At 22.2% G+C, this 24,990-nt stretch carries 19 protein-coding genes and 3 tRNA genes; 10 read left to right on the top strand and 12 right to left on the bottom strand.

Annotated elements, in window-relative coordinates:
- Window positions 1–381 precede the first annotated feature (381 nt).
- The 5 genes from rpsA to serS all read right to left on the bottom strand — a co-directional run bounded on the left by rpsA (window position 382) and on the right by serS (window position 6,973).
- Window positions 382–2,061, bottom strand: coding sequence for a 30S ribosomal protein S1 (gene rpsA, locus AB4W51_RS01360; RefSeq protein WP_367676357.1), 1,680 nt, complete (start codon window positions 2,059–2,061; stop codon window positions 382–384).
- 115 nt (window positions 2,062–2,176) lie between these two features.
- The gene (gene cmk, locus AB4W51_RS01365) at window positions 2,177–2,851 is read right to left on the bottom strand and encodes a (d)CMP kinase (protein ID WP_367676358.1); all 675 of its coding nucleotides are present in this window, start codon (window positions 2,849–2,851) and stop codon (window positions 2,177–2,179) included.
- Window positions 2,852–3,071: 220 nt separating this feature from the next.
- Window positions 3,072–4,358, bottom strand: coding sequence for a 3-phosphoshikimate 1-carboxyvinyltransferase (gene aroA / locus AB4W51_RS01370; protein WP_367676359.1), 1,287 nt, complete (start codon window positions 4,356–4,358; stop codon window positions 3,072–3,074).
- A gap of 69 nt (window positions 4,359–4,427) precedes the next feature.
- Entirely contained in the window at window positions 4,428–5,513 is a 1,086-nt protein-coding gene (gene serC, locus AB4W51_RS01375; RefSeq protein WP_367676360.1) for a 3-phosphoserine/phosphohydroxythreonine transaminase, read from the bottom strand.
- Between the two features lie 167 nt (window positions 5,514–5,680).
- Window positions 5,681–6,973: a serine--tRNA ligase gene (gene serS, locus AB4W51_RS01380; protein ID WP_367676361.1), complete on the bottom strand. Its 1,293-nt coding sequence runs from the start codon at window positions 6,971–6,973 to the stop codon at window positions 5,681–5,683.
- A gap of 552 nt (window positions 6,974–7,525) precedes the next feature.
- Here serS and trxB point away from each other — a divergent pair.
- From trxB to aspS, 3 genes are all read left to right on the top strand, one after another.
- Entirely contained in the window at window positions 7,526–8,464 is a 939-nt protein-coding gene (gene trxB / locus AB4W51_RS01385; protein ID WP_367676822.1) for a thioredoxin-disulfide reductase, read from the top strand.
- A gap of 88 nt (window positions 8,465–8,552) precedes the next feature.
- Window positions 8,553–8,771: a translation initiation factor IF-1 gene (gene infA, locus AB4W51_RS01390; RefSeq protein ID WP_367676362.1), complete on the top strand. Its 219-nt coding sequence runs from the start codon at window positions 8,553–8,555 to the stop codon at window positions 8,769–8,771.
- Between the two features lie 315 nt (window positions 8,772–9,086).
- Entirely contained in the window at window positions 9,087–10,847 is a 1,761-nt protein-coding gene (gene aspS / locus AB4W51_RS01395) for an aspartate--tRNA ligase (protein ID WP_367676363.1), read from the top strand.
- Window positions 10,848–11,173: 326 nt separating this feature from the next.
- On the opposite strand, the gene pyk is transcribed toward aspS, so the two are convergent.
- On the bottom strand, window positions 11,174–12,616 hold the full coding sequence (gene pyk / locus AB4W51_RS01400) for a pyruvate kinase (RefSeq protein ID WP_367676364.1): 1,443 nt from the start codon (window positions 12,614–12,616) through the stop codon (window positions 11,174–11,176).
- Window positions 12,617–13,374: 758 nt separating this feature from the next.
- On the opposite strand from pyk, the gene zwf reads away from it, so the two are divergent.
- From zwf to tsaB, 5 genes are all read left to right on the top strand, one after another.
- On the top strand, window positions 13,375–14,841 hold the full coding sequence (gene zwf, locus AB4W51_RS01405; RefSeq protein ID WP_367676365.1) for a glucose-6-phosphate dehydrogenase: 1,467 nt from the start codon (window positions 13,375–13,377) through the stop codon (window positions 14,839–14,841).
- A gap of 612 nt (window positions 14,842–15,453) precedes the next feature.
- A complete protein-coding gene (gene htpX / locus AB4W51_RS01410) occupies window positions 15,454–16,329 on the top strand; it encodes a protease HtpX (RefSeq protein ID WP_367676366.1) in 876 nt (291 codons plus the stop codon).
- Window positions 16,330–16,687: 358 nt separating this feature from the next.
- Window positions 16,688–16,897: a cold shock-like protein CspC gene (gene cspC, locus AB4W51_RS01415; protein WP_367676367.1), complete on the top strand. Its 210-nt coding sequence runs from the start codon at window positions 16,688–16,690 to the stop codon at window positions 16,895–16,897.
- A 309-nt stretch (window positions 16,898–17,206) separates the two neighbouring features.
- Window positions 17,207–18,751, top strand: coding sequence for a TerC family protein (locus AB4W51_RS01420; RefSeq protein ID WP_367676368.1), 1,545 nt, complete (start codon window positions 17,207–17,209; stop codon window positions 18,749–18,751).
- 117 nt (window positions 18,752–18,868) lie between these two features.
- Complete coding sequence (gene tsaB, locus AB4W51_RS01425) at window positions 18,869–19,543, top strand: tRNA (adenosine(37)-N6)-threonylcarbamoyltransferase complex dimerization subunit type 1 TsaB (RefSeq protein ID WP_367676369.1); 675 nt, start codon at window positions 18,869–18,871, stop codon at window positions 19,541–19,543.
- Between the two features lie 94 nt (window positions 19,544–19,637).
- On the opposite strand, the gene minE is transcribed toward tsaB, so the two are convergent.
- From minE to minC, 3 genes are read right to left on the bottom strand one after another with little or no spacing between them, the layout of a single operon-like run.
- The gene (gene minE, locus AB4W51_RS01430; RefSeq protein ID WP_367676370.1) at window positions 19,638–19,889 is read right to left on the bottom strand and encodes a cell division topological specificity factor MinE; all 252 of its coding nucleotides are present in this window, start codon (window positions 19,887–19,889) and stop codon (window positions 19,638–19,640) included.
- A gap of 5 nt (window positions 19,890–19,894) precedes the next feature.
- The gene (gene minD, locus AB4W51_RS01435) at window positions 19,895–20,707 is read right to left on the bottom strand and encodes a septum site-determining protein MinD (RefSeq protein ID WP_367676371.1); all 813 of its coding nucleotides are present in this window, start codon (window positions 20,705–20,707) and stop codon (window positions 19,895–19,897) included.
- A 24-nt stretch (window positions 20,708–20,731) separates the two neighbouring features.
- Window positions 20,732–21,436, bottom strand: coding sequence for a septum site-determining protein MinC (gene minC, locus AB4W51_RS01440; protein ID WP_367676372.1), 705 nt, complete (start codon window positions 21,434–21,436; stop codon window positions 20,732–20,734).
- Window positions 21,437–22,080: 644 nt separating this feature from the next.
- Here minC and rsmC point away from each other — a divergent pair.
- Window positions 22,081–23,097: a 16S rRNA (guanine(1207)-N(2))-methyltransferase RsmC gene (gene rsmC, locus AB4W51_RS01445; RefSeq protein WP_367676373.1), complete on the top strand. Its 1,017-nt coding sequence runs from the start codon at window positions 22,081–22,083 to the stop codon at window positions 23,095–23,097.
- A gap of 35 nt (window positions 23,098–23,132) precedes the next feature.
- Here rsmC and AB4W51_RS01450 read toward each other — a convergent pair.
- Together AB4W51_RS01450 and AB4W51_RS01455 are read right to left on the bottom strand one after the other, a co-directional pair.
- Window positions 23,133–23,216, bottom strand: a tRNA-Leu gene (locus tag AB4W51_RS01450).
- A gap of 17 nt (window positions 23,217–23,233) precedes the next feature.
- A tRNA-Cys gene (locus tag AB4W51_RS01455) sits at window positions 23,234–23,304 on the bottom strand.
- Between the two features lie 331 nt (window positions 23,305–23,635).
- Between AB4W51_RS01455 and AB4W51_RS01460 the strand changes: the two genes are divergently transcribed.
- Window positions 23,636–23,720: transfer RNA gene (locus AB4W51_RS01460), tRNA-Ser, on the top strand.
- A 65-nt stretch (window positions 23,721–23,785) separates the two neighbouring features.
- Here the strand turns inward: AB4W51_RS01460 and AB4W51_RS01465 are convergent.
- Window positions 23,786–24,871, bottom strand: coding sequence for an OmpA family protein (locus tag AB4W51_RS01465; RefSeq protein WP_367676374.1), 1,086 nt, complete (start codon window positions 24,869–24,871; stop codon window positions 23,786–23,788).
- Window positions 24,872–24,990 lie beyond the last annotated feature (119 nt).

Here is a 24,990-nt window from a genome sequence, read left to right on the forward strand (position 1 = left end):
AAATTCATTTAATTTTTTATAACGAGTTCAGTAACATATATTTTTAAAATTCCTCAATTTTTACTTGGTTTTCAAGAAGGAACTTACTATTAATGCATTATAGTGACTTTTCTATTTTTCAAATTTTAGAAATAGCGTGATACACTATAATGTAAAGCAAAACTACAAAATTTTCTAATCTCTATTTTTTTTTGATTACATATAGAAATATTAATATATTCTAATATTTTTTTACTATTTTTTTAATAATTTTCATTGAAATATTTTTTTATTAATTTTTTTAAAATAATTCTGATTTAGTCATAAAACCTCTATATAAAATTTTTAACTTGTTAAATAAAAATTTTTAAATATCATTTTTTTATATGATTGAATCATAAATTATTCATCTGTATTTTTAGCAGCCTTGAATGCTTCAAACATTACATTAGAAAATTTTTTTTCAATTAATTCTTTTTTTTCATTATTTAATGAATTTTGATTATATATTTCTTTTTTCGTTTCAATAGATAAATTCATAATTCTTTTTTTGCGATCAACACTATGTAATTTAACTTTGATTTCATCACCAATGTTTAAATTTGAAATAAAATCTTCATTTTGACTACTTGACGTATCTAAAAATTTTAGAGTTCCTTCAACATCTTTAGATAATTTTAAAATTACTTTTTTCTTATCTAAATATTTTATAGTTCCTACAACTATAGAATTTTTTTTGTGTTCTGAAATATAATTATTAAATGGATCTTCTTCTAATTGTTTAATACCTAATGATATACGTTCTCTTTCAGCATCGACTTGTAATACAACAGCAAAAATTTCATCATTTTTTTTATAAGCATTAACAGCCTCTTCTCCAGGTATAATCCAAGAAATATCAGATAAATGTACTAATCCATCAATGCCACCTTTTAATCCAATAAAAATACCAAAATCAGTAATGGATTTTATTTTTCCATTTACTTTAGTTCCTTTAGCATGAGTTTCTGAAAATAATTTCCAAGGATTCTCTTTGCATTGTTTTAATCCTAATGAAATTCTTCTTCTATCTTCATCAATATCTAAAACCATAACTTCCACTGAATCATTAACAGTAACTACTTTAGAAGGATGAATATTTTTATTTGTCCAATCCATTTCTGATACATGTACTAGTCCTTCAACGCCTTCTTGTATTTCTACAAAACAACCATAATCCGTTAAATTAGTGACTTTTCCTATGATTCTGGTTCCTTCTGGATAACGCTTAGCAATTTCTACCCATGGGTCTTTTCCTAATTGTTTTAATCCTAATGAAACACGAGTACGATCACGATCAAACTTAAGTATTTTGACTGTAATTTCATCACCTATTACAACTATTTCACTAGGATGTTTGACTCTTTTCCAAGCCATGTCAGTGATATGTAATAACCCATCAACACCTCCTAAATCAACAAATGCTCCATAATCAGTTAAATTTTTTACTATTCCTTTAACATCCATTCCTTCTTGTAAGTTTTCTAATAAATAATTTCGTTCAGCACTATTTTCTGATTCTATAACTGCTCTACGTGATACTACTACATTATTTCTTTTTTGATCTAATTTAATTACTTTAAAATCTAATTCTTTACCTTCTAAATGGATGGTATCACGTACTGGTCTTACATCTACTAATGATCCTGGTAAAAAGGCACGAATGTCATTAAGTTCAACAGTAAATCCACCTTTAACTTTTCCATTAATAATACCAACTACTGTATCTGATTTAGAATAAGCTTTTTCTAAAATTAACCATGCTTCATGTCTCTTAGCTTTTTCACGAGATAAAATTGTTTCACCAAATCCATCTTCAATTGCATCTAGAGCAACATCTACAGTATCTCCAATTTTTACATCTAATTTACCTTGATTGTTTTTAAATTGTTCAATTGGAATTGCTGATTCAGATTTTAATCCTGCATCAACTATTACTACTTCTTTTTCTATAGAAACTACAATTCCATTAATAATTGAACCTGGTTTAGTTTCAATTTCTTTTAATGATTGTTCAAAAAGTTGTGCAAAGGATTCTGTCATATTAATAATCTTAGAATGTTTTTAAATATTATGTCTTTATTAACATCATGTTAACAAGAATTATTATTAGTTCCAATAGATTATCCATTCTATGGTATGATAAAATTTTTATAATTTATGAAGAAAAATAATTTTTTATATATTTTAAAGATATATTTAAAGTTTCTTTAATTCCTATTTTTGTTGAATTCAACATGATAGCATTTTTAGCTGGTATTAAAGGAGATGATTCTCTTTTACAATCAATATTATCACGGTTTTTCATTTCTAATAAAAGTTGATTAAAATTAACATTAAAGCCAGATTCTTGCAACTCTCTCATTCTTCTTGAAACACGAATTTTTAAGTTTGCATACAAAAAAAATTTTATACATGCATCAGGAAAAACTATAGTACCCATATCACGACCATTAGCAATTAATCCAGGTAATCGTCGAAAACATCTTTGTGTTTTTAAAAGTGTTTTTCGAAGATTAGGGAAAATTGCTAATTGTGCAGCAACATTGCTAACATTGTTAGAAATGATTTCATGAGAAATATTTTTTCCATCGAGAAAAATTAATGTTTTATTATATTTTTGAAGTAAATTAATTTTTAATTTGTTCGCACAAAATATAATATTATTTTCTACAAGTGGAATGTGATTATTTATAACAATCCATGCTAATATTCTATAAATTATTCCAGATTCTAATATATTCCAATTTAATATTTTTGCTATTTTTGTACATAATGTACTTTTTCCTGCAGCACTAGGACCGTCAACTGTAATTACAGGTACAATATTCATTACTATACTCATAATAATTTTATTTAAAAATACAATTTATATTATTTAAATTATTATTTTTCTTATATTTTTATTATTTTTACAATTATTATATATAATATTTTTAAAATACTATATATTAATAATTTGTATTGTTATATAAAAATTAATTAATAATTTGTATTATATGATTTTAATTTTTAGATTTAATAAAAAATTTTATATATCATAAATCTCATTTTTAATAACTAATTTTTTTAAATGTTTCAAAATATTTTGGAAATGTTTTTTTAGTACATTGTGGATTTAAAATAGTGATATCAATATTAGCTAAAGCTAACAATGAAAAACACATAGCAATACGATGATCGTTATAAGTATTAATTGTAGCACTAGAAAATTTTTCAGGAGGTGTAATAGATAAAAAATCCTTGCCTTCTTCTACAATAGCTCCTATTTTTCTTAATTCTGTTGACATGGCTGATAAACGATCTGTTTCTTTCACTCTCCAATTATAAATATTTTGTATTGAAGATTGACCAACAGCAAATAATACGACAATTGCTAATGTCATTGCGACGTCAGGAACATTATTCATATTAATACAAATATTATTTAATCTATTTCTAGCACAAGTAATATAATTATCCCCCCATATAATACTAGCTCCCATTTTTTCTAATATTTTTGCAAAGTAGATATCTCCTTGAATACTATTTTTTCCAACACCATGAACTGTTACTGATCCACCTTTAATAGCTGCTGCAGCTAAGAAATAGGAAGCAGAAGATGCATCACCTTCAATAAAACATTCTCCTTCAGGTGTTCTATATTCCTGATTTCCTTGAATAAAAAAAGATTGATAAGAATTATGTTTTATTTTAATTCCAAATTTTTTCATTAAATTGATTGTTAAATCCACATAAGGTTTGGAAACAAGTTCTCCAATAATAACAATATTTGTATCTAATATTGCTAAAGGAGCTGCTATTAAAATAGCAGTTAAAAATTGGCTTGAAATATCTCCACTTAATTTTATTGATCCACCTATAAAACCACCTTTAATTAAAACAGGAGGATACAATTCTTGACTAGTATATTCTATTATTGCCCCAGATTGTCTTAAAGCTTCTACTAAATGTTGAATTGGGCGTTCTTGCATTCTAGGATCACCAGTTAACACTATATTATTTTTTCTTAATGATAATACTGCTATTAAAGGTCTCATAACAGTACCTGCATTACCTACAAAAATTGATAAATATTTTTTTTGCTCTAATAGATCAATACCTTTTCCATAAATTAAACAAGCTGTGTTTTTTTTAGAAAGAATATATTTTACACCTAATAATTTTAAAGCATTTAACATATATTTTGTATCATCACAATCTAATAAATTATTAATATATGTTTTAGATTTCGATAAAGCTGATAATAATAATACACGATTTGAAATGCTTTTTGAACCTGGTAAATCAATACTACCTTTAATATAATTAATTGGTTTTAAAATTAAAGCATCATTCATAATTTATATCTCTGTTTATATTATTATTAATTTAAATTACAATATGTTAATATATAAAAATATTTATTATTAACCATATCTTTTTTCAAAATAAATCATAAATTTAATTAATGCATATATTCCGTCTATAGGCATAGAATTATAAATTGAAGCTCTGATCCCTCCTAATATTTTATGATTTTTCAAAAATAATAAACCAAAATTGGTTGATTCTGTAAGAAACAAAAGTTCTAATGATGGATCAATAAGTCTAAAAACAATATTCATAATAGATCTATTATCACAATGTATATCATTAATATAAAAATCACTATTGTCTATTAAAGAATATAATAAATATGCTTTTTTTTTGTTAATTTTTTCTATTTCTTTTATTCCTCCATTTTTTTTTAACCATTTAAAGACTAAGCCACATAAATACCAAGAAAAAGTTGGAGGTGTATTGAACATCGAATCATGAGTTAGTAAAATTTTATAATCTAAAATAGAAGGAGTATTTTGCTTTGATTGTTTAATTAAATCTTCTTTAATAATGATTAAAGTAATACCAGATGGACCTATATTTTTTTGAGCACTGGCATAAATTAATGAATAATTTTCTATTTTAATAGATTGAGATAAAATACAAGAAGATAAATCACATATGATATGTTTATTAATAAATTTTGGTTCTTCAGGAATAAATATCCCACTGATGGTTTCATTTTGACAATAATGAATATAATTGGAATTAGGATTTGTTTTCCATTCTTTCATAGGTATAACTATTTTTTTATTATCAATTTTTTTTACAACGTTGATTTTGTTAACTATACAATATTTTTCTGCTTCTTTCGAAGCAGAAGAAGACCAATATCCACTACAAATATAATCTGCAATATCATTTTTATTTAATAAGTTCATTGGAATTACTGAAAATTGACCTCTAGCTCCTCCTTGAGAAAATAATATTTTATAATTTTTCGGAACATTTAATAATATTCTTAAATTTTCTTCTGTTTGTTCTACCATGTTTAAAAAATTTTGACTTCTATGACTGATTTCCATCATAGAATAGGAATAATTATTCCAATTTAAAAAATTATTCTGTGCTTCGATCATTACTTCTTTCGGTAACATTGAAGGACCGGCGCTAAAATTATAAATTTTATTCATTTTTTGACCTATCAATGATCATTATTTTTGTAATCAAGATAATAATTAAACAAATAATTATTAAAAATATAATATTATTAAAAATAATATGCATTAAAAATACAATATATATTACATTAATTAAAAAATAATTATCTATCATTATATAAATAAAACATTAAAATCATTTATTCAATATAATCTAAACCATTCATATATTTTTTTCTTAATATCGTTGGTATTTTTATTTTTCCATCTTTACATTGGTAATTTTCTAATATTGCAGCTAATGTTCTCCCAACTGCTAGACCAGAACCATTAACAGTATGTAATAAAAAATTTTTTTTAAGATTTAAATTCCGATATCTAGCTTTCATTCTTCTTGATTGAAAATCTAACATATTGGAACAAGAAGAAATTTCTCTATATTTATTTTGAGCAGGGAACCAAACTTCTAGATCATATGTTTTAGTTGAAGCAAAACCTAAATCACCACAACATAACAAAATTTTTCTATACGGTAATTCTAATAATCTTAATACTTTTTCTGCATGCAAAGTTAATAGTTCAAGAGTTTTCATAGAATATTCTGGTTTAACAATTTGAACTAATTCTATTTTATCAAATTGATGTAATCTAATTAATCCTTTAACATCTTTTCCATAAGAAGCGGATTCAGAACGAAAACAAGGACTATGTGCTACAAATTTTAATGGTAATTCTGATTCATTTAAAATTTTATTTCGCACAATATTGGTTAATGGTACTTCTGCTGTAGGAATTAATACATAATTATTTTTACAATTTTTGTTATCTGATTCAATATGAAATAAATCCTTGCTGAATTTAGGTAATTGTCCAGTACCAAATAAACTTTGTTGATTAACTAAATATGGAACATAAGTTTCTAAATATTCATGTTCATTAGTATGTAAATCTAACATAAACTGAATTAATGCACGATGTAAATAAGCAATCTTTCCCTTCATAACAATAAAACGAGATCCTGATATTACAGTGGATGCATGTAAATCAAAACCATTTAATTGCTCACCTAAATCAATATGATTTTTGATGATAAAATTATATTTTGGTATTTCCCCCCATTTCATTATTTCTTGATTACAAACTTCTGTTTTCCCGTTTGGTATATTATCATCTGGAATATTAGGTATATCTAAAAATATTTTTTTAATTTTATTTTGTAAAATATTTAATTTTTCTTTATAAATATTTAAATTTTTATTTATAATGATAACTTTTTGATATAATAATTGAGTATCTTCTTGAAGAATTTTAGATTGTCCAATTAATTTAGATAAAATATTATTTTTTTCTTGTAATTTTTCAGTTTTAATTTGTAATTTTTTTCTTATTTTTTCCATAGATTCGATTTTTTCTATATCTAAAACAAAACCTCTTCGTAATAATTTTTTTTTAACAGTATTCAATTGATATCGTAATAAATTAGGATCTAACATAGAATATATATATATTTAAAGGATATTATATAAAGTATACTTATTTTTTTTATATTTCTCTATTTTTAGTTAAAAGAATTATTGAATATAATAATTAATACAATATTTTTAATGAAGACTATTAAAAATATATACATTTTTGAAAAAATTCAAAAATTAAAAATTTATAAAAATTAAAATTAAAATATATATTTAGGAAAATATATATTTATATTATAGATGAATAAATATTTTTATAAAATAATTTGTTGTAATAAAATATTAAAAAATAATGATTTCTTTTTTTATGCTAAAATGTTAAATTTATTATATCGATAATATATTCATTATTTTAAATAAATATATTGATATAATTAACATTTATTAAAAATTATTTTAATTATTAATACACAATCATAATTATTATAAATAAATATTTTTATATTATTATCACTAAAAACCTATCATTAAAAATCATTTATATTAATATAATTTATTTATGTGTATTATTTATAAATATCCATTAAAAAAAATAAACTAATAAAAAAGAGAAAAAATTATGATAAAAAAAAAATTAAAAATAAATTAATTATTATAGGTTCAGGACCTGCTGGTTATACAGCTGCAATTTATGCTGCCAGAGCTAATTTATCACCAGTGTTAATTACTGGAAAAAATCCAGGAGGTCAATTAACTACAACTAATGAAATTGAAAATTGGCCTGGAGATATAAATAAAATAACTGGATTAGAATTAATGAATCGTATGAATCAACATTCACTAAAATTTAATACTAGTATTATTTCTGATTTTATTCATACAGTTAAATTCAATTGTTCACCATTTAAATTATTTGGAGAAGAATACGAATATAGTGCTAATTGTTTAATTATTGCCACCGGCTCTACAGCAAAATATTTAGGTTTAAAATCTGAAAAAAACTTTTTAGGGAAAGGTGTATCAACATGCGCTACTTGCGATGGTTTTTTTTATAAAGAAAAAATAGTAGCGGTTATTGGTGGAGGCAATACTGCTGTTGAAGAAGCATTATATTTATCTAATATAGCATCAAAAGTCTATTTAATTCATCGTCAGGAAAAACTAAAAGCTGAAAAAATTTTAATAACACGATTATTAGAAAAAATAAAAAATAATAAAATAATTTTTTACAACAACACGATTGTTCTAGATATTTTAGGTGATGAAATATCAATAAAAAAAATTAAGATTAAAAATAACAAAAATAATATTCAAGAAATTAATATATCTGGTATTTTTGTTGCAATTGGACATAATCCAAATTCTAATATCTTTAAAGATCAATTAAAATTAAAAAATGGATATATCCAAGTTGATTGTAATTCACATAAAAATTCAACTCAAACTAGTATTCCAGGAATATTTGCTGCTGGTGATGTAATAGATCATCATTATCGTCAAGCTATTACAGCTGCTTCAACAGGCTGTATGGCTGCTTTAGATGCTGAAAAATATTTAGACAGTATCTTTTAACATTATATATAATAATAATCAAATCAATTAATATTGATATTGTTCATAATATTTATCATTTTTATAAAAATTATTTGGAGTTTTAAATATGACCAAAGAAGAAAATATTGAGATGCAAGGTACAATCATAGATACTTTGCCTAATACTATGTTTCATGTCAAATTAGAAAATGGACATAATATTATTGCTCATATTTCTGGGAAAATGAGAAAAAATTATATTAGAATTTTAACAGGAGACAAAGTAACTGTAGAATTAACAACTTATGATTTAACTAAAGGAAGGATAGTATTTCGTAGTCGATAATAAAAAATATTTATTAAATAAAATTATTTTATAAAAATTATAAAAATTATGGTTTTATTTTTTAAATTAAACAAATAATTTTTAAAATCATAAATAAAAATTTTTATATATTATTACGCTATAATAATATATAAAAATTATAATTTTTATAATAAATGTTTAATATTAATATCTTTCATAAACAATAATTGATTTTTTATTTTAAATATAAAAATATATTAATAATTTTTATTATAATCAATAATGATTAATTTTAAAAAAATTAAAAATTTTTAATAAAAATATTATTTTAATTAAAACACCAGGAAGTATGAAATGCGTACTGCATATTGTGGAAAATTACGATTAAATCATGTCAATGAAACAGTAAGATTATGTGGATGGGTTCAAAATATTCGTCATTTTAAAAAAATTATTTTTATTAATATGCGTGATTGTAATGGTATAGTTCAAATTATAATTGATAATCGTGAATTGCAATTATTTGAAAAAGCTAAAACACTAAGAAATGAATTTTGCATACAAATAACTGGTATTGTTCAAGAAAAAAATGCAAAGAATATATCTATACAAAATGGTGATATTGAAGTATTAGTTTCTGAATTAATTATTATTAATTCTTCCAATCCTCTTCCTTTAGACCAAACTAAAAAAAATAAAAAAAATGTTAGTTTAAAATATAGATATTTAGAATTAAGAAATTCAAACATAATCAATAATCTTAAAATTCGAAATGATGTTATAAATTTTATTCATAACTTTTTATATAAAAATAATTTTTTATATATTGAAACACCTATTTTAACACAATCAACACCTGAAGGTGCTCGAGATTATTTAGTGCCTAGTCGTATTCATAAAAAAAAATTTTATGCTCTTCCACAATCTCCTCAATTATTTAAACAATTGTTAATGATAGCCGGAATCGATCGATATTATCAAATAGCAAAATGTTTTAGAGATGAAGATTTAAGATCAGATCGACAACCGGAATTTACACAAATTGATCTAGAGTTATCTTTTGTGAATGCTATTCAAGTTCAAAATATCATTGAATTGATGATATGTAATTTATGGATGAAAATCAAAAATATAAATTTACCAAAATTTCCTAAAATAACTTTTAAAGAATCAATAAAATTATATGGAACAGATAAACCGGATTTACGTAATCCAATCATGATGACAAATATAAAAACATTATTTTCATCAACGATATACCATGAATTTACACCATTTATGAAAGATGAAAATAGTCGAATTGTAGCAATAAATATTCCTGATGGAAATAATTTAAGTGATATTGAAATTCAAAAATATCAAATAGAAACTGAACAATATCATAATTCAATTTTTTTATGCATAAAAAATAATCAATTACAATTTATTAATAAAAATTTTAAACATTCAATAAAAAAAATTTTTACATTAAACGTTGTTCAAGAAATTATAAAAAAAACGTGTTCAAAAAAAAATCATGTGATTTTTATTATAGCTAATAAAACAAATATAATTCATGAAGTCTTTAATAAAATAAAAAAATCAATAGGAACACTATTAAAAATTATTCAAAATAATGTTTATAAACCAATTTGGATCACTGAGTTTCCTATGTTTTATGAAGAAATAGATGGCACACTTTCTTGTATGCATCATCCTTTTTCAGCACCTCTAAATATTACAATTGAAGAATTAAGATCCATGCCAAAAAAAACAATTTCAAATTCATACGATTTAGTTATTAATGGATATGAATTAGGAGGAGGTTCAGTACGTATTCATGACCCTGTTATGCAAAAAACAGTGTTAGATATAATTTCTATCAATAAACCAGAAGAACAAAGATCAAAATTTGATTTTTTTATTAATGCATTAGGATATGGAACTCCTGTACATGCAGGAATTGCTTTAGGATTAGATAGATTAATTATGTTATTAACTAATAATCATGATATAAAAGATGTTATTGCTTTTCCTAAAACGACTACAGCATCTTGTTTAATGACTAACGCACCTAATAAAATAAATGAACAAACATTAAATGAATTATTTATACAATATAATAAAGAAAATTAATTTATTAATTTATTTCATAAATATTTTTTTACAAAAATATCAATTATCATTGAATCTAATATATATAAAAATATATATTATTAAAAATGAATTTAAAAAATTAATTTAAAAAATAAAACAATAATCAAATTTTGATTATTAGATATTGAAGAATTCTGTCAAATAATAAATATAAAATATATATTTTAATAATAAAAATCTTTTGTAAATATATTATGTTTTTTAATATTTAGTATATTTAAATTAATTAAAAATAAACTATAAAAACAATACTTAATTATTTTTTAAATTTACTTTTGTATTTTTAAATTCATTATTTATAAATTTTATTCTACAACTAAAATTCTAATTGTATTAGTTTTTCCTATTGAACTCATAACATCTCCTTGAGTAACAATAACCAAATCATTTTTAACTAAAAATTTTTGTTCTTTAAGAAGAATAATTGCTTCAGTAGCAGCCACTACTCCTTCTTGATTACTATTAAAATAAACAGGTGTAACACCACGATATAAAGCTGCTAATTTTAATGTACTATGATGACGAGACATTGCAAAAATTGGCAACCCTGAAGTAATACGCGATGTCATTAAGGCTGTTCTTCCTGATTCTGTCATAGTAATAATTGCTGTTACACCTTCTAAATGATTAGCTGAATACATTGCTGACATTGCAATAGCTTCTTCGATACTATTAAATTGTAAATCTAGTCGGTGTCTGGAAACATTAATACTAGGAACTTTTTCCGCACCTTTACAAACTTTTGCCATTGCAATAACAGTTTCTACAGGGTAATTTCCAGAAGCAGTTTCTGCAGATAGCATAACAGCATCGCTTCCATCTAAAACAGCATTGGCAACATCCATTACTTCTGCTCGGGTAGGTAGAGGATTAATTATCATTGACTCCATCATTTGTGTAGCAGTAATGACTACTCTATTTAATTGTCTTGCTTTTCGTATTAAAGTTTTTTGGATTCCAGCGAGAGCTGGATCTCCTATTTCCACACCTAGATCTCCTCTTGCAACCATAATAACATCAGATGCTAAAATAATACTTTCCATCACAGATTCTGTTAAAACAGCTTCAGCTCTTTCTATTTTTGCTACAATTTTTGCATTACTTCCAGATTCGATTGCTAACTTTCTTGCTTCATTAATATCATCAGCTGATCTTGGAAAAGAAACAGCAAGATAATCTACACCTATACTAGCTGCTAATATTATGTCTTTTTTATCTTTTTTTGTTAATGATTTAGCAGATAGTCCTCCATTTAATTTATTAATTCCTTTATTTTTAGAAAGAAAACCTCCTATTATAACTTTAGTATATATCTTTTGTTTAGTAGATTTAATAACTTTTAATTGTATTCTTCCATCATCTAATAATAAATGATCCCCTGAAAAAACATCAATGGGCAGTTGTTTATAATCTACTCCAACTTTTTTCTCCGTTCCTTCATATATTCCTAATGTAGAATCTAGCAAAAATTGATCTCCAACATTTAAGAATACTTTTTCTGATTTAAAACCTGTAATTCTAATTTTAGGTCCTTGTAAATCTCCTAATAAAGCTACATGACATTTTAGTTTATTCATGATTTCAAAAACTTTTTTAGCTCTATTCTGATGTTCTTCTGGAAGACCATGAGAAAAATTCAATCGTAATACGTTTACACCTGATTTTATAATTTTTTCAAGATTATTATCTCTATCTGTAGCTGGACCTAAAGTAGCGACAATTTTTGTTCTTCTAAATCTTCTTATCATAAATTTATCTCGGTTAATTTTTAAAATATATTATAAAAAAAAATAAAAATTATTAAAAAATGACTTAATAATAAGAATTTTTATTTTTATTATTGTTTACATAAATTCATTAATATTATGAATATTCATTAAAGAATAAAATAACAAGTCTTCTTAATATAATAAAAGTAATATATGATTGCAATAAATCTTATTTTTATTAATTTTAAAAAATATAATTTTTATCAAATAGATTTAAAAACGATCAAACCTTATTAATCTTATAGATATAGATGAATAAATATAATAAAACAAATTATTGTTTATTCATGGTATATATTTTATGCTCTTACTATGTATTACAATAATTTTTTATAATATATAATTATATATCATAACAAAAAAAAAAATATCAATATCAATATCAAAATTCAACTAATGTATATAATATTAAATTAAATGTTTGTGTATATTTTGACAAGAAAATTATATATATAAAATATATATATAAATTCTCATTAAATAATTTATATAAAAAATAATATATTTATATATACAATATATTGATATAAAAAAAAAAAATTATTATTTTTTATCAACTTTTTAAATTTATTTAAATATATATATATATTTATTTTAAAAAAATGAAATTATTTTATTTTAATTTTGCAATATGTAAGGAAAATAATAGATTCAAAATTATTTCTATAATCTTATTAAATATATATCATGAATAAAATTTTAAATTTTATTTCATATGAAAGGAAAGATGTTAAAAAATGGTAAAAAATATAAAAAAAGGACATGATCTAATTATTTTTGGTGCTAAAGGAGATCTGGCGAAAAGAAAACTTATCCCTTCTCTTTATCAGCTAGAAAAAGCAAATAAACTTAATCAAGATACTAGAATCATTGGTGTTGGTCGTGCAGATTGGGATAAACAATATTATAAATATATTGTAAGAAAAGCTTTAGAAAATTTTATGACAGAAAAAATAGAAGAATCATTATGGAATAGATTACATAATCGACTAGATTTTTGTAATTTAGATGTGAATGAAACAAAAAATTTTTTAAAACTAAAAAATTTATTAGATCAAAAAAAAAGAATTACTATAAATTATTTTGCAGTGCCTCCTAGTATTTATGGAGCTATTTGCAATGGTTTGGCTTCAGCAAAGCTAAATCTACCTCCTGCAAGAATAGTTATAGAAAAACCTTTAGGTACATCTTTAAAAACATCACAAGAAATAAATAATCAAATAGGAAAATATTTTTCAGAATCACAAATTTTCCGTATTGATCATTATCTTGGTAAAGAAACTATACTAAATTTGCTATCTTTAAGATTTGCGAATCCAATTTTTTATAAAAATTGGAATAATCAAACAATTGATCATATTCAAATTACCGTAGCTGAAGAAATAGGAATTGAAGGAAGATGGGATTATTTTGATAAAACTGGACAAATGCGTGATATGGTTCAAAATCATTTATTACAAATATTAAGTATTATTGCTATGTGTCCTCCAAATAATCTCAATGCTGATAGTATTAGAGATGAAAAAGTAAAAGTATTAAAATCCTTACGACTTATTGATGAAACTAATATACAAAAAAATACTGTCCGAGGACAATATACTTTTGGGAGTATAAATGGTATATATGTTCCAGCGTATATTAATGAAGAAGGAGCTGAAACAAATAGTAATACTGAAACTTTTGTTGCTATTCGAGTTGATATCGATAATTGGAGATGGTCAGGTGTGCCATTTTATTTAAGAACTGGGAAAAGATTACCTCAAAAGTATTCTGAAATTTCAATTTTTTTTAAAAATATATCAATGAATTTATTTAAAGAATCAATGCCTATTCTGCCTCAAAATAAATTAATTATTCGATTACAACCTAATGAAGGAATTGATATTCATATTTTAAATAAAATACCAGAATTAAGTTCTACTAATAATTTAACTAATACAAAATTAAGTTTTAATTATGTAGAAAATTTTAAAAAAAATTGTTTAATCGATGCTTATGAACGTCTATTACTAGAAAGCATGAGAGGAGTTCAATCTTTGTTTGTTCGTAGAGATGAAGTAGAAGAAGCCTGGAAATGGGTTGATTCAATTATTCATGCATGGGATCAAAAACAAACTCAACCTGAATTATATCAAGCAGGAACATGGGGGCCAATTTCATCTAATAAAATGATTGAAAAAGACAAACGTAATTGGAATGAATAATACTTATTTTTTTTTTATGAATATTAATTTTAAATTATATTCTAAAATTATAAAAATATAATTATTAATTATAATATTAAATTTTATATATTGAATATAATTAAAAAAATTATTTAATAAAATTTTTTATAGAATGTTATATAATTCAAATAAAATTTTTATAGTTTCTAAAATTGATCAAGCATTATTTTATTGTTTGATCAATAAATGTAATTTTTATTGTTTTTAATAAAACATATATTCTATCTATTATTTATTTTAGTTTCTTTAATATAATCATAATAAATAAATAATTATTTAAAAAAATAAATAATAGATCAAAATATATATTTTAAAAATTGATTTATATTGTTAGATTGTATTTTACAAAAATAATTTTTTATATTTATGATATTATGCATATAAATATTCAATAAAAATATTAAACTAATGGTTTACTATGAATATTTTATTTATTTTTTTTAAATAAATTTTTATATAAAAAAATTTTATAAAATGATTAATAATATAATTATTAAATAATTATATTCACAAACATAAATAATATTAATTAATAAATTTATTTTTATAATTTATATTAATTTATTCACTATCTAGGACATAAAAAATTATATGATTAGAATAATTATTTTTTTATTCACTAATTTATCAGTAATGTTAATTTTTGGATTAATATTAAGTTTTACATCAATAGATATAAATAGTCTCTATGGTTTAATGATTATTTCTGGTTGTTTTGGATTTAGTGGATCATTGATTTCATTATTTATGTCAAAATGGATTGCTTTATATTCTGTTGGAGGTCAAATTATTTCCAAACCTAGTAATCCTAATGAAGAATGGTTAATGAATATTGTAAAGAAACATGCTGATAAAATGGGGATTATGACTCCTGAAATAGCTATTTATCCTGCTCTAGATATTAATGCATTTGCAACTGGTCATAGTAAAAATTCAGCATTAATAGCAATTTCTTTAGGATTGTTAAAAAAAATGAATTTAAATGAAGCAGAAGCTGTTATAGCACATGAAATGTGTCATATTTATAACGGTGATATGATTACTATGACATTAATACAAGGTGTAATAAATACAATAGTTATTTTTACATCTCGTGTTATTGCTAAAATTATTTCTACTAACTTCATTTCTAACAAAGAAGAAAATGAAAACAATCAAACTTCAATGATTTATTTTATTATATCTACGATATTAGATATATTATTTGGAATTTTAGCTAATATAATTGTTTTGTGGTTTTCTAGAAATCGTGAATTTTATGCTGATGCAGGATCTGCTAAATTAGTTGGAAAATATAAAATGATTGCAGCATTAGAAAAATTAAAAACTAGTTATGAACCAGAAGAACCTAATAATATAATTGCATTTTGTATTAATGGTAAATCTAGTGCTATTTTAAAATTATTTAGATCACATCCTTCATTAGAACAAAGAATTACAGCTTTATATAATGAAAAATATATGTAATATATAAGTTTTTATTATTTTTTACAAGATAAAATCTGTTTATTGAGACAATCTCAATAAACAGATTTTATCTTGTAAAAAATAATAAAAACATATATAATAAATTGTTAATTTTATTATATTATTATTTTTAATAGTATTTATAAATATTTTTTTTGTTTTAATTATAAAAAATTTTTAAAAAAAAATATTTTATAATTAAAACAAGTAACAATTTCTGTTTATGAAAGGCATTATCAAGTTAAAAAATTCAGAGTAAAGACGTTGATTCAACTGATCTTGCCGAATCTTATATTTATGCCTCATGCAGTTATGTTTCTAATTTTTATAAAAACAATATTTTAAGGAAATTGCAAAAATGGCAAAGATTAAAGGTCAAGTAAAGTGGTTCAATGAATCTAAAGGTTTTGGTTTTATAACTCCATCAGATGGTAGCAAAGATGTATTTGTACATTTTTCTTCTATACAAGGAAATGGATTCAAAACACTTTCTGAAGGTCAAAATGTTGAATTTGAAATTCAAGATGGACAAAAAGGTCCTGCTGCAGTTAATGTGTTTGCAATATAACTTTATTCAACCTAATTTAAAAAAAACTTGATATATAAATAATAATATTAAAAAAGCCTTTGCTGAAAAATTTGCAAAGGCTTTTTTAATATTATTCAAACTAAATTATTTTTCAGCATAATTTAGTTTGAATAATATTAAAAAATAAAATAAAAATAATCGATAATTCATTTATTAAAATAAGATATTATTTATATATATTTTATATAAAAAATATAAATATAAATTTATAATATATATGTTTATTTTTTAATTATAGTGAATAAAATTACTAATATTAATATATATTTATATTTTACAGAGATTATAATGGAATTTTTTTTAGATACATCACGTGTAGCAGGATTATTCACACTAATTATTTTAGAAGTAGTATTAGGTATAGATAATTTAGTATTTGTATCAATTTTAACAGAAAAATTACCACCACTTCAACGTGATAAAGCACGTTTAATTGGTTTAAGTTTAGCATTATTCATGAGATTAAGTCTATTATCATTAATTTCCTGGATTGTTACTTTAGTAAATCCTATAATTCAGAATAAATATATCAGTTTATCAGGAAGAGATTTAATTTTATTGTTTGGAGGATTTTTTTTATTATTTAAATCAACTATTGAATTACATGAAAGATTAGAAAATCACCAACATAAACATTTAGACAATAAAAACTATGCTAGTTTCTGGCCTGTAGTTATTCAGATAGTAATTTTAGACGCTGTATTTTCATTAGATTCAGTAATTACTGCTGTTGGAATAGTTAATTCTTTGTTGATGATGATGATAGCTGTTATTGTAGCCATGAGCCTGATGTTGTTGGCTTCTAAAACGATAACATCATTTATGAATTTACATCCAACTGTTGTAGTATTATGTCTTAGTTTTTTATTAATAATTGGTTTATCATTAGTAGCAGAAGCTTTAGGTCTGGATATACCTAAAGGATATTTATATGCTGCAGTAGGTTTTTCAATTATTATTGAATTGTTTAATCAAATAGCCCGTCATAATTTTATTAAACATCAATCAAAAATACCAATGAGACAACGTGCTGCAGAAGCAATATTAAGATTAATGATTCGAGAACGACAAAATAATAAAGAAGATAATATTTCTGAAAAAAACAATACTATCCCATTTGTTGAAAAAATAGCATCCAATGCATTTCAAGAAGAAAAATACATGATTAATGGTGTTTTAACATTAGCAGCACGCTCTATTAGAAGCATTATGACACCAAGAAGAGCAATATCATGGGTAAATATTGAAAAAAATAGAGAAGAAATTAGAGTACAATTACTAGATACTCCACATAGTTTATTTCCAATTTGTAAAGGAGAATTAGATGAAATTATTGGAATTGTTAGAGCTAAAGAATTATTAGTAAAATTAGAACAAAATATTAATGTTTCAGAATTTGCATCTCGAACACCACCTATTATTATTCCAGATACTTTAGATCCAATTAATTTATTAGGCGTTTTGAAAAAATCAAAAGGAAGTTTAGTAATTGTGAGTAATGAATTTGGTGTTATTCAAGGACTTATTACACCATTAGATTTATTAGAAGCTATCGCAGGAGAATTTCCTGATGCAGATGAAACTCCAGAAATAATTATTGAAAAAAATAGTTGGTTAGTGAAAGGAAGCACTGATTTACATTCATTACAACAATTATTTGATATAGAACATTTAATAAAAGAAAATCATTATGCTTCTTTAGCTGGACTTCTTATCGCTCAGAAAGGTCAATTGCCTCTTCCTGGAGAAATAATTTATATTCATCCACTACAATTTCATATTTTAGAATCAAATGAATATCGCATTGATTTAGTCCGTATAAAAAAAATATAATTGTAAAAAAAATAATTCTTTTTAAAATTTATTAAATAAAAATTAATATATTTTAAAAATTTATATTACAAAAATAATTAATTTAATTAATAAGGTATAAAAAATAAAAATTATATTATGAATAAAACAATTTTATCTATAGATACATCTATGCAAGCATGTTCAGTGGCTTTATTAATAAATGATCATATCGATTATTTATATGAGGAATCTATTAAAAATCATACTAAAAAAATATTAACAATGATTCAAAACATTTTAATACGTAATAAATTGTTATTAAAAAAAGTTGATTTGTGTGCTATTACAAAAGGACCTGGTACATTCACTGGAATAAGAACAGGAATCTGTATTGCTACAGGTTTATCTATAGGATCAGATATTCCTGTTATTACTTTTTCTACATTAGAAATCTTAGCAGAGCAAGCATGGCGTGTCAAAAAAATTAAAAAATTAATTATAGCTATAAAATTAAATAAAAAATTAATATACTGGAATATGTATATTAGAAAAAAAAATGGATTATGGGAAAAACAAACTAAAGAATTCATTTCAACACATCAAGAATTATATAATCAAATTTTAACAATAAAATCTGATTGGACAAGAATTGGAGATGGATGGAAAAATATTAATTTAAATTATAATATTCCTAATATAAAATATATAAAAATTATTCAACCTCATGCACAAGATATAATTATTTTGTCAAAAAATTTTTTAAAAAATAATCCATTTCCGATTAATACAATTATTCAACCAGATTATTTTTGTAATTATTTTGAATCATAAAAAATTATTTTACAAGACAAAATTGAATTAAAATAATTTATGATATTTTAAAAATTATTTTTTATTCATTAAATAATAATTAAAAAAATCATTTTTATTCAGGTATTGTAATATTCAATTCCAATATAGAAATATTTTTCTTGTTATATTCTAAATTAATTTGAATCATATTTGGATTTACATTAACATATTTTGATAAAATTAACAAAATTTCATTTTTTAAAGTTGGAAAATAATCAGGTTCTTGATTATTTTTTCTATGTTCTGCAATAATAATTTGCAATCTTTGTTTTGCAATATTAGCTGTCTGCTTTTTATTATATAAAAAAAAATCTAACAATGCCATATATGTTATCTCCAAAATAATCGTTTAAAAAAACTTTTTTTTTCTTCCTTCAGGAACCGAAATGGACAAGTATTACCAAGTAAACGATTAACTGAATCTAAATAAGCTTTTCCAGCATTAGAATGATGATCTAATATAATAGATTTTCCTTGATTAGAAGACTTTAAAACACAAATATCTTCAGGGATAACTCCTATTAATGGTATTCTAAGAATATCTAATACATCTTCTACACTTAGCATATCTCCTTGGTTAACTCTTTTTGGATCATAACGAGTTAGCAACAAATATTCTTTTATCGGTTCTTCTTTTTTTTCTGATCTTTGTGATTGAGAAGATAAAATACCCAACATTCTATCTGAATCTCTAACAGAAGAAACTTCTGGATTGGTTATAACTACTGCTTCATCAGCAAAATAAATAGATAACATTGCCCCATTTTCAATACCAGCAGGAGAATCACAAATAATATATTCAAATTTCATATTAATTAATTCTTGAAAAATTTTTTTTACACCATCTTTTGTCAGATATTCTTTATTTCTAGTTTGAGAAGCAGGTAATATAAATAAATTTTTAGTAATTTTATCTTTAATTAAAGCTTGATTCAAAAGAGCATCTCCTTGAATAACATTAATTAAATCATATACTACTCTCCGTTCACAACCCATAATTAAATCTAAATTTCTTAATCCTATATCAAAATCAATAACAATAGTTTTTTTCCCTTTTAAAGCAAAACCAGTTGCTAAAGCTGCACTAGAAGTTGTTTTTCCTACACCTCCCTTCCCTGATGTCACTACAATAATACGTGTCATATAAATATCCTATCTAATTATGATTCAATCAATTAATTTAATTTTTAATAATCCATTTTTTAAAAAAATTATTACTGTTTTTCCAATATAATTTAATGGAATATGATCTATTAACCAATATTCACCAGAAATAGAAATTAACTCTGCAAAAAAATTAGTACAAAAAATTTGTCTACTTGTATCCCCTTTAGCTCCAACTAATACTCTACCTCTCATAATACCATAAATGTGTACATTTCCATCTGCAATTAACTCAGCACCGGAACTGACATGACTAGTAATAATTAAGTCTCTATTTTGTGCATATATTTTTTGTCCTGAACGAATAGGTGTGTTAATTATTAATGTTTTTTTTGTTCTTTTTTCTTGATCATTTGCATTGTTATTAACAGATTTGATATATTTTTTTTTAAAAAAATAATTATTATAATTAGATAGAATAGGTAATCCTGAATTAATAATCATTTTTTTTAATTTTTCGTCATGACATTCCATGACACCTATAATATATATTCCTGTAGACAATATTGCTTTTTTCATTTCAATCCAATTTACCTGATTAGATAACGAAGATACATTTAATACAATAGGTAAATTAATGAATTTATAGGGTAATTGATTGATTTTAATTTGTATCGCTGTTTTTACTAGATTGACATTATAACTGAATAAATAAAGAATTAAAAAAGTAAAACAACTACTATTTAATTTTATAGGAGCAGATTGCATATTTATTAACTCTATTAAATATTTTTTTATATTATACAAATTGACAAAATATATATATGAAAATATTATTATTATATAAAATCAATATATATATAATATATCAATATAATAATCAACAATATTTAATTAATTATTAATAATTTCGAATATATATAAAAAAAATAAAAATATTCTATAAAAACTTTTTAGGATAAACATTTGATATGAATTTTATTAAAATATATGTATAAATATTTTATTTTTATACAATAATAATTATATTGTGTGAATCATTAAATTTTAAATTAATATTTTTAGAAAAACATTAATATTCAATATTATTTTTTAATAAATAAAAATATTATTATTTTTTTATAAAAAATAAATAAGATAATTTGTCTCAATAAAAATAATACCAAAGTAATATTATACCATTTTTTGACAGAAAACAATTTATAAATCAATTTTTAATATTCAATATAATATATTATATATAGTAATTATTTTCACAAGAATATTTTAATAATTAATATATAAACTTGTAACATGCAATATTAAAATTAAAAATCATCAATCATAATTATTTTTATATATCAATAAAAAATATTTTCTATATTAATTTAATTTTATTTTTATTAACTTTTTATTCACATATAAAAAATCTAATGATGCATAAATTGAACAACGAAAGTCAATTATTAAATAAACATAAACACTTTTTAAAAAATAAAAATATAATTTTTTATGGCGATATAAAAGATTGTTTTCCAATACTCTTTTCTAGTCAAAATACTAAAATATATACTACAAAATATAATATATGGACATTATTAACTAAGACTAACAAAAATATTTTTTTTAATTTTAAAATTCAAAAACAACATTGTATTAATACTAATTTAATTATTTATTATTGGCCAAAAAATAAAAAAGAAGCCAAATTTCAATTAAAATATTTATTTTCATGTCAATTTTTAAATTGTCAATTATTAGTAGTAGGAAAAAATAATAGTGGAGTTCGTAGCGTTCAAAATATTTTAAAAAAAATGGTCAAAATAGAAAAATTAGATAGTGCAAAACATTGTTCTTTGTTTTTAGGTAATATACAAAAAAAAAATACAATAAATCTAGAAAAAATATTTAGTACACATATTTTAAATAATATAGTAATAAAAACATTACCAGGAGTTTTTGGTCATTCAGGATTTGACTCAGGAACTTTGTTTCTCGCTTCGACATTTACAAAAAAAACTACAGGAAAGGTATTAGATATTGGTTGTGGAAGTGGTATTTTGTCTATTTTGTTACACCAAAAATCAGAAAAAGTCAATTTAACTTTAATCGATATTGATTTATTAGCTATAAAATCAAGCAAAAAAAATTTTGAAATAAATAATATTAAAGGCAAAATATTAGCTAGTGATTTATTTTCAAATATTCACATTCATGAAAAATTTGATTTAATAATTTCTAATCCACCTATACATGAAGGAATAAAATTCACAAAAAAAATAATTAAAAAAATTATTTTAGAATCTTGTAAATATTTAAAACCTAAAGGAGAACTAAGATTTGTAACTCAATCATCTTTATTATTTTTTGAAATTCTTAAAAAACAATTCTCAATAATAAAAATATTAAAAAAAAATAATTCTTTTATAATATATCAAGCTTGGATTTAAATATTGTTTTTATTATTTAAAAATATTTTTTAAAATACCCGGAGCGGGACTTGAACCCGCAAAGCTGTACAGCCGAGGGATTTTAAATCCCTTGTGTTTACCAATTTCACCACCCGGGCTTAAATAATTATTTTTAAGGCGCATTCCGGAATTGAACCGAACTAAACGGATTTGCAATCCGTCGCATAACCAATCTGCCAATGCGCCCAATATCTTCTATATTAAACTAAAACTAGAACATTTATCAAGATATTATATGATATTTTTTTTTTTTTTTAATATTATTAAAATTATTCATTTTAATGGTTTTTATGTATTATTTTATTAAAAATATGAATTATATATTTAATAAATGACAAAAAATAATAAAATATAAAAATTTTCATGTGAAGTAATTTAAAAAATAAAATATTTATATGAAAAAATAAAATATAATATAATTTTAAAATCTAAATATTTATCAAAATTCAAAACTAAATCAAATCAAAATGTATTACAATTACTATTGTAATTCCATTGTTTTAAAAATAGTATTTATGGAGGGATGGCCGAGAGGCTTAAGGCAGCGGTCTTGAAAACCGCCGATGAGCAATCATCCGAGAGTTCGAATCTCTCTCCCTCCAAAAATTAATTAAATAATAAAATATAATATTATTATATATTTTAAATTTTATAATAATCTATATTATTATTTACCATGAACGTTAATTTCAACTCTACGATCTGGAGCTAAACAACTCATTAATAAGGGTTTTTGCTGAATATTTTTACAAAATTGATTTACTAATGATTTTTCTTCCAATTCTTTTTCATTAATATATTTTTTTAAAACACCTCTTTTGGTTAAATATTTTATAACAGATTTGATACGATCACGAGATAAATTTTTGTTGATATCTTTATTTCCATATTGATCAATATATCCTGTAATATTGTATTTTACACTGGAAAAATTCATTTTTTTAATTTTTGAATTCAATTTTTCTAATGCCATTTTAGATGATGAATTTAATTGAGCGCTTCCAAAAGGAAATAAAATTGTTTCTTTTATATTTTTTAATGGATGCATAATAAAAGAATTTTTGAATTCATTATTATAATCATTTATATTTTTAAATTTAAAAATTAAACTCATACTTAATAATCCATTTTTAAATAATCTATTATGCAATAATCCATTTTTGAATAATTCATTATGCAATAATCCATCTTTAAATTTTATTAAATCGTTATATTTGAGATTTAATAAATCTTTTTTCCATGAATAATCCAATTGATATGAAATATTATTTATGATTTCTTTTTTAATACCAATAGAAAAAATTGGCATAATTTTTATTTTATTATGAAGAATTTTCCCAAATAAATTTTTATTGATATTGATATTAGAATTAATTTCACTACCTATACGATTATAAATTGAAAACCTACTACTAATTGGATAAGAAAATTTAATTCCTGAACTTAAATTGATAGTATTTAATTTAATTTGATTGATATTTTGATTATAATTTTTATAACCAATGCTATCATAACAAAACTCAAAGCTTAAATATGGATTTTGTTCATAACCTAAAATAAAAGATATTGGAATTTTATTTATAAATTTATTTATATTATGTTTTTTTTTTAATAATTCAGGATGAACAGAAAAATTAAAATCATATAAATTTAATTTAGATCCTAAATATAATGCTGATTCGTTATTTTCATGTGCTTCTACAGTAAAAGAAAAAAATAACAAAAATATAATACAAAAGACTGAATATTTCATATTACCTCTACCCTAAATTATGGTCGAAATAAAAGATTATTAAAAAATTACATTTATAGATTTTTTACTAAAAAAAGCAAAATATATAAAATATGTTATCTGTATAATAAATATTATGT

The sequence above is a fragment of the Buchnera aphidicola (Eriosoma grossulariae) genome (assembly GCF_964059045.1).
Classification (GTDB): Bacteria; Pseudomonadota; Gammaproteobacteria; order Enterobacterales; family Enterobacteriaceae; genus Buchnera_D; species Buchnera_D aphidicola_A.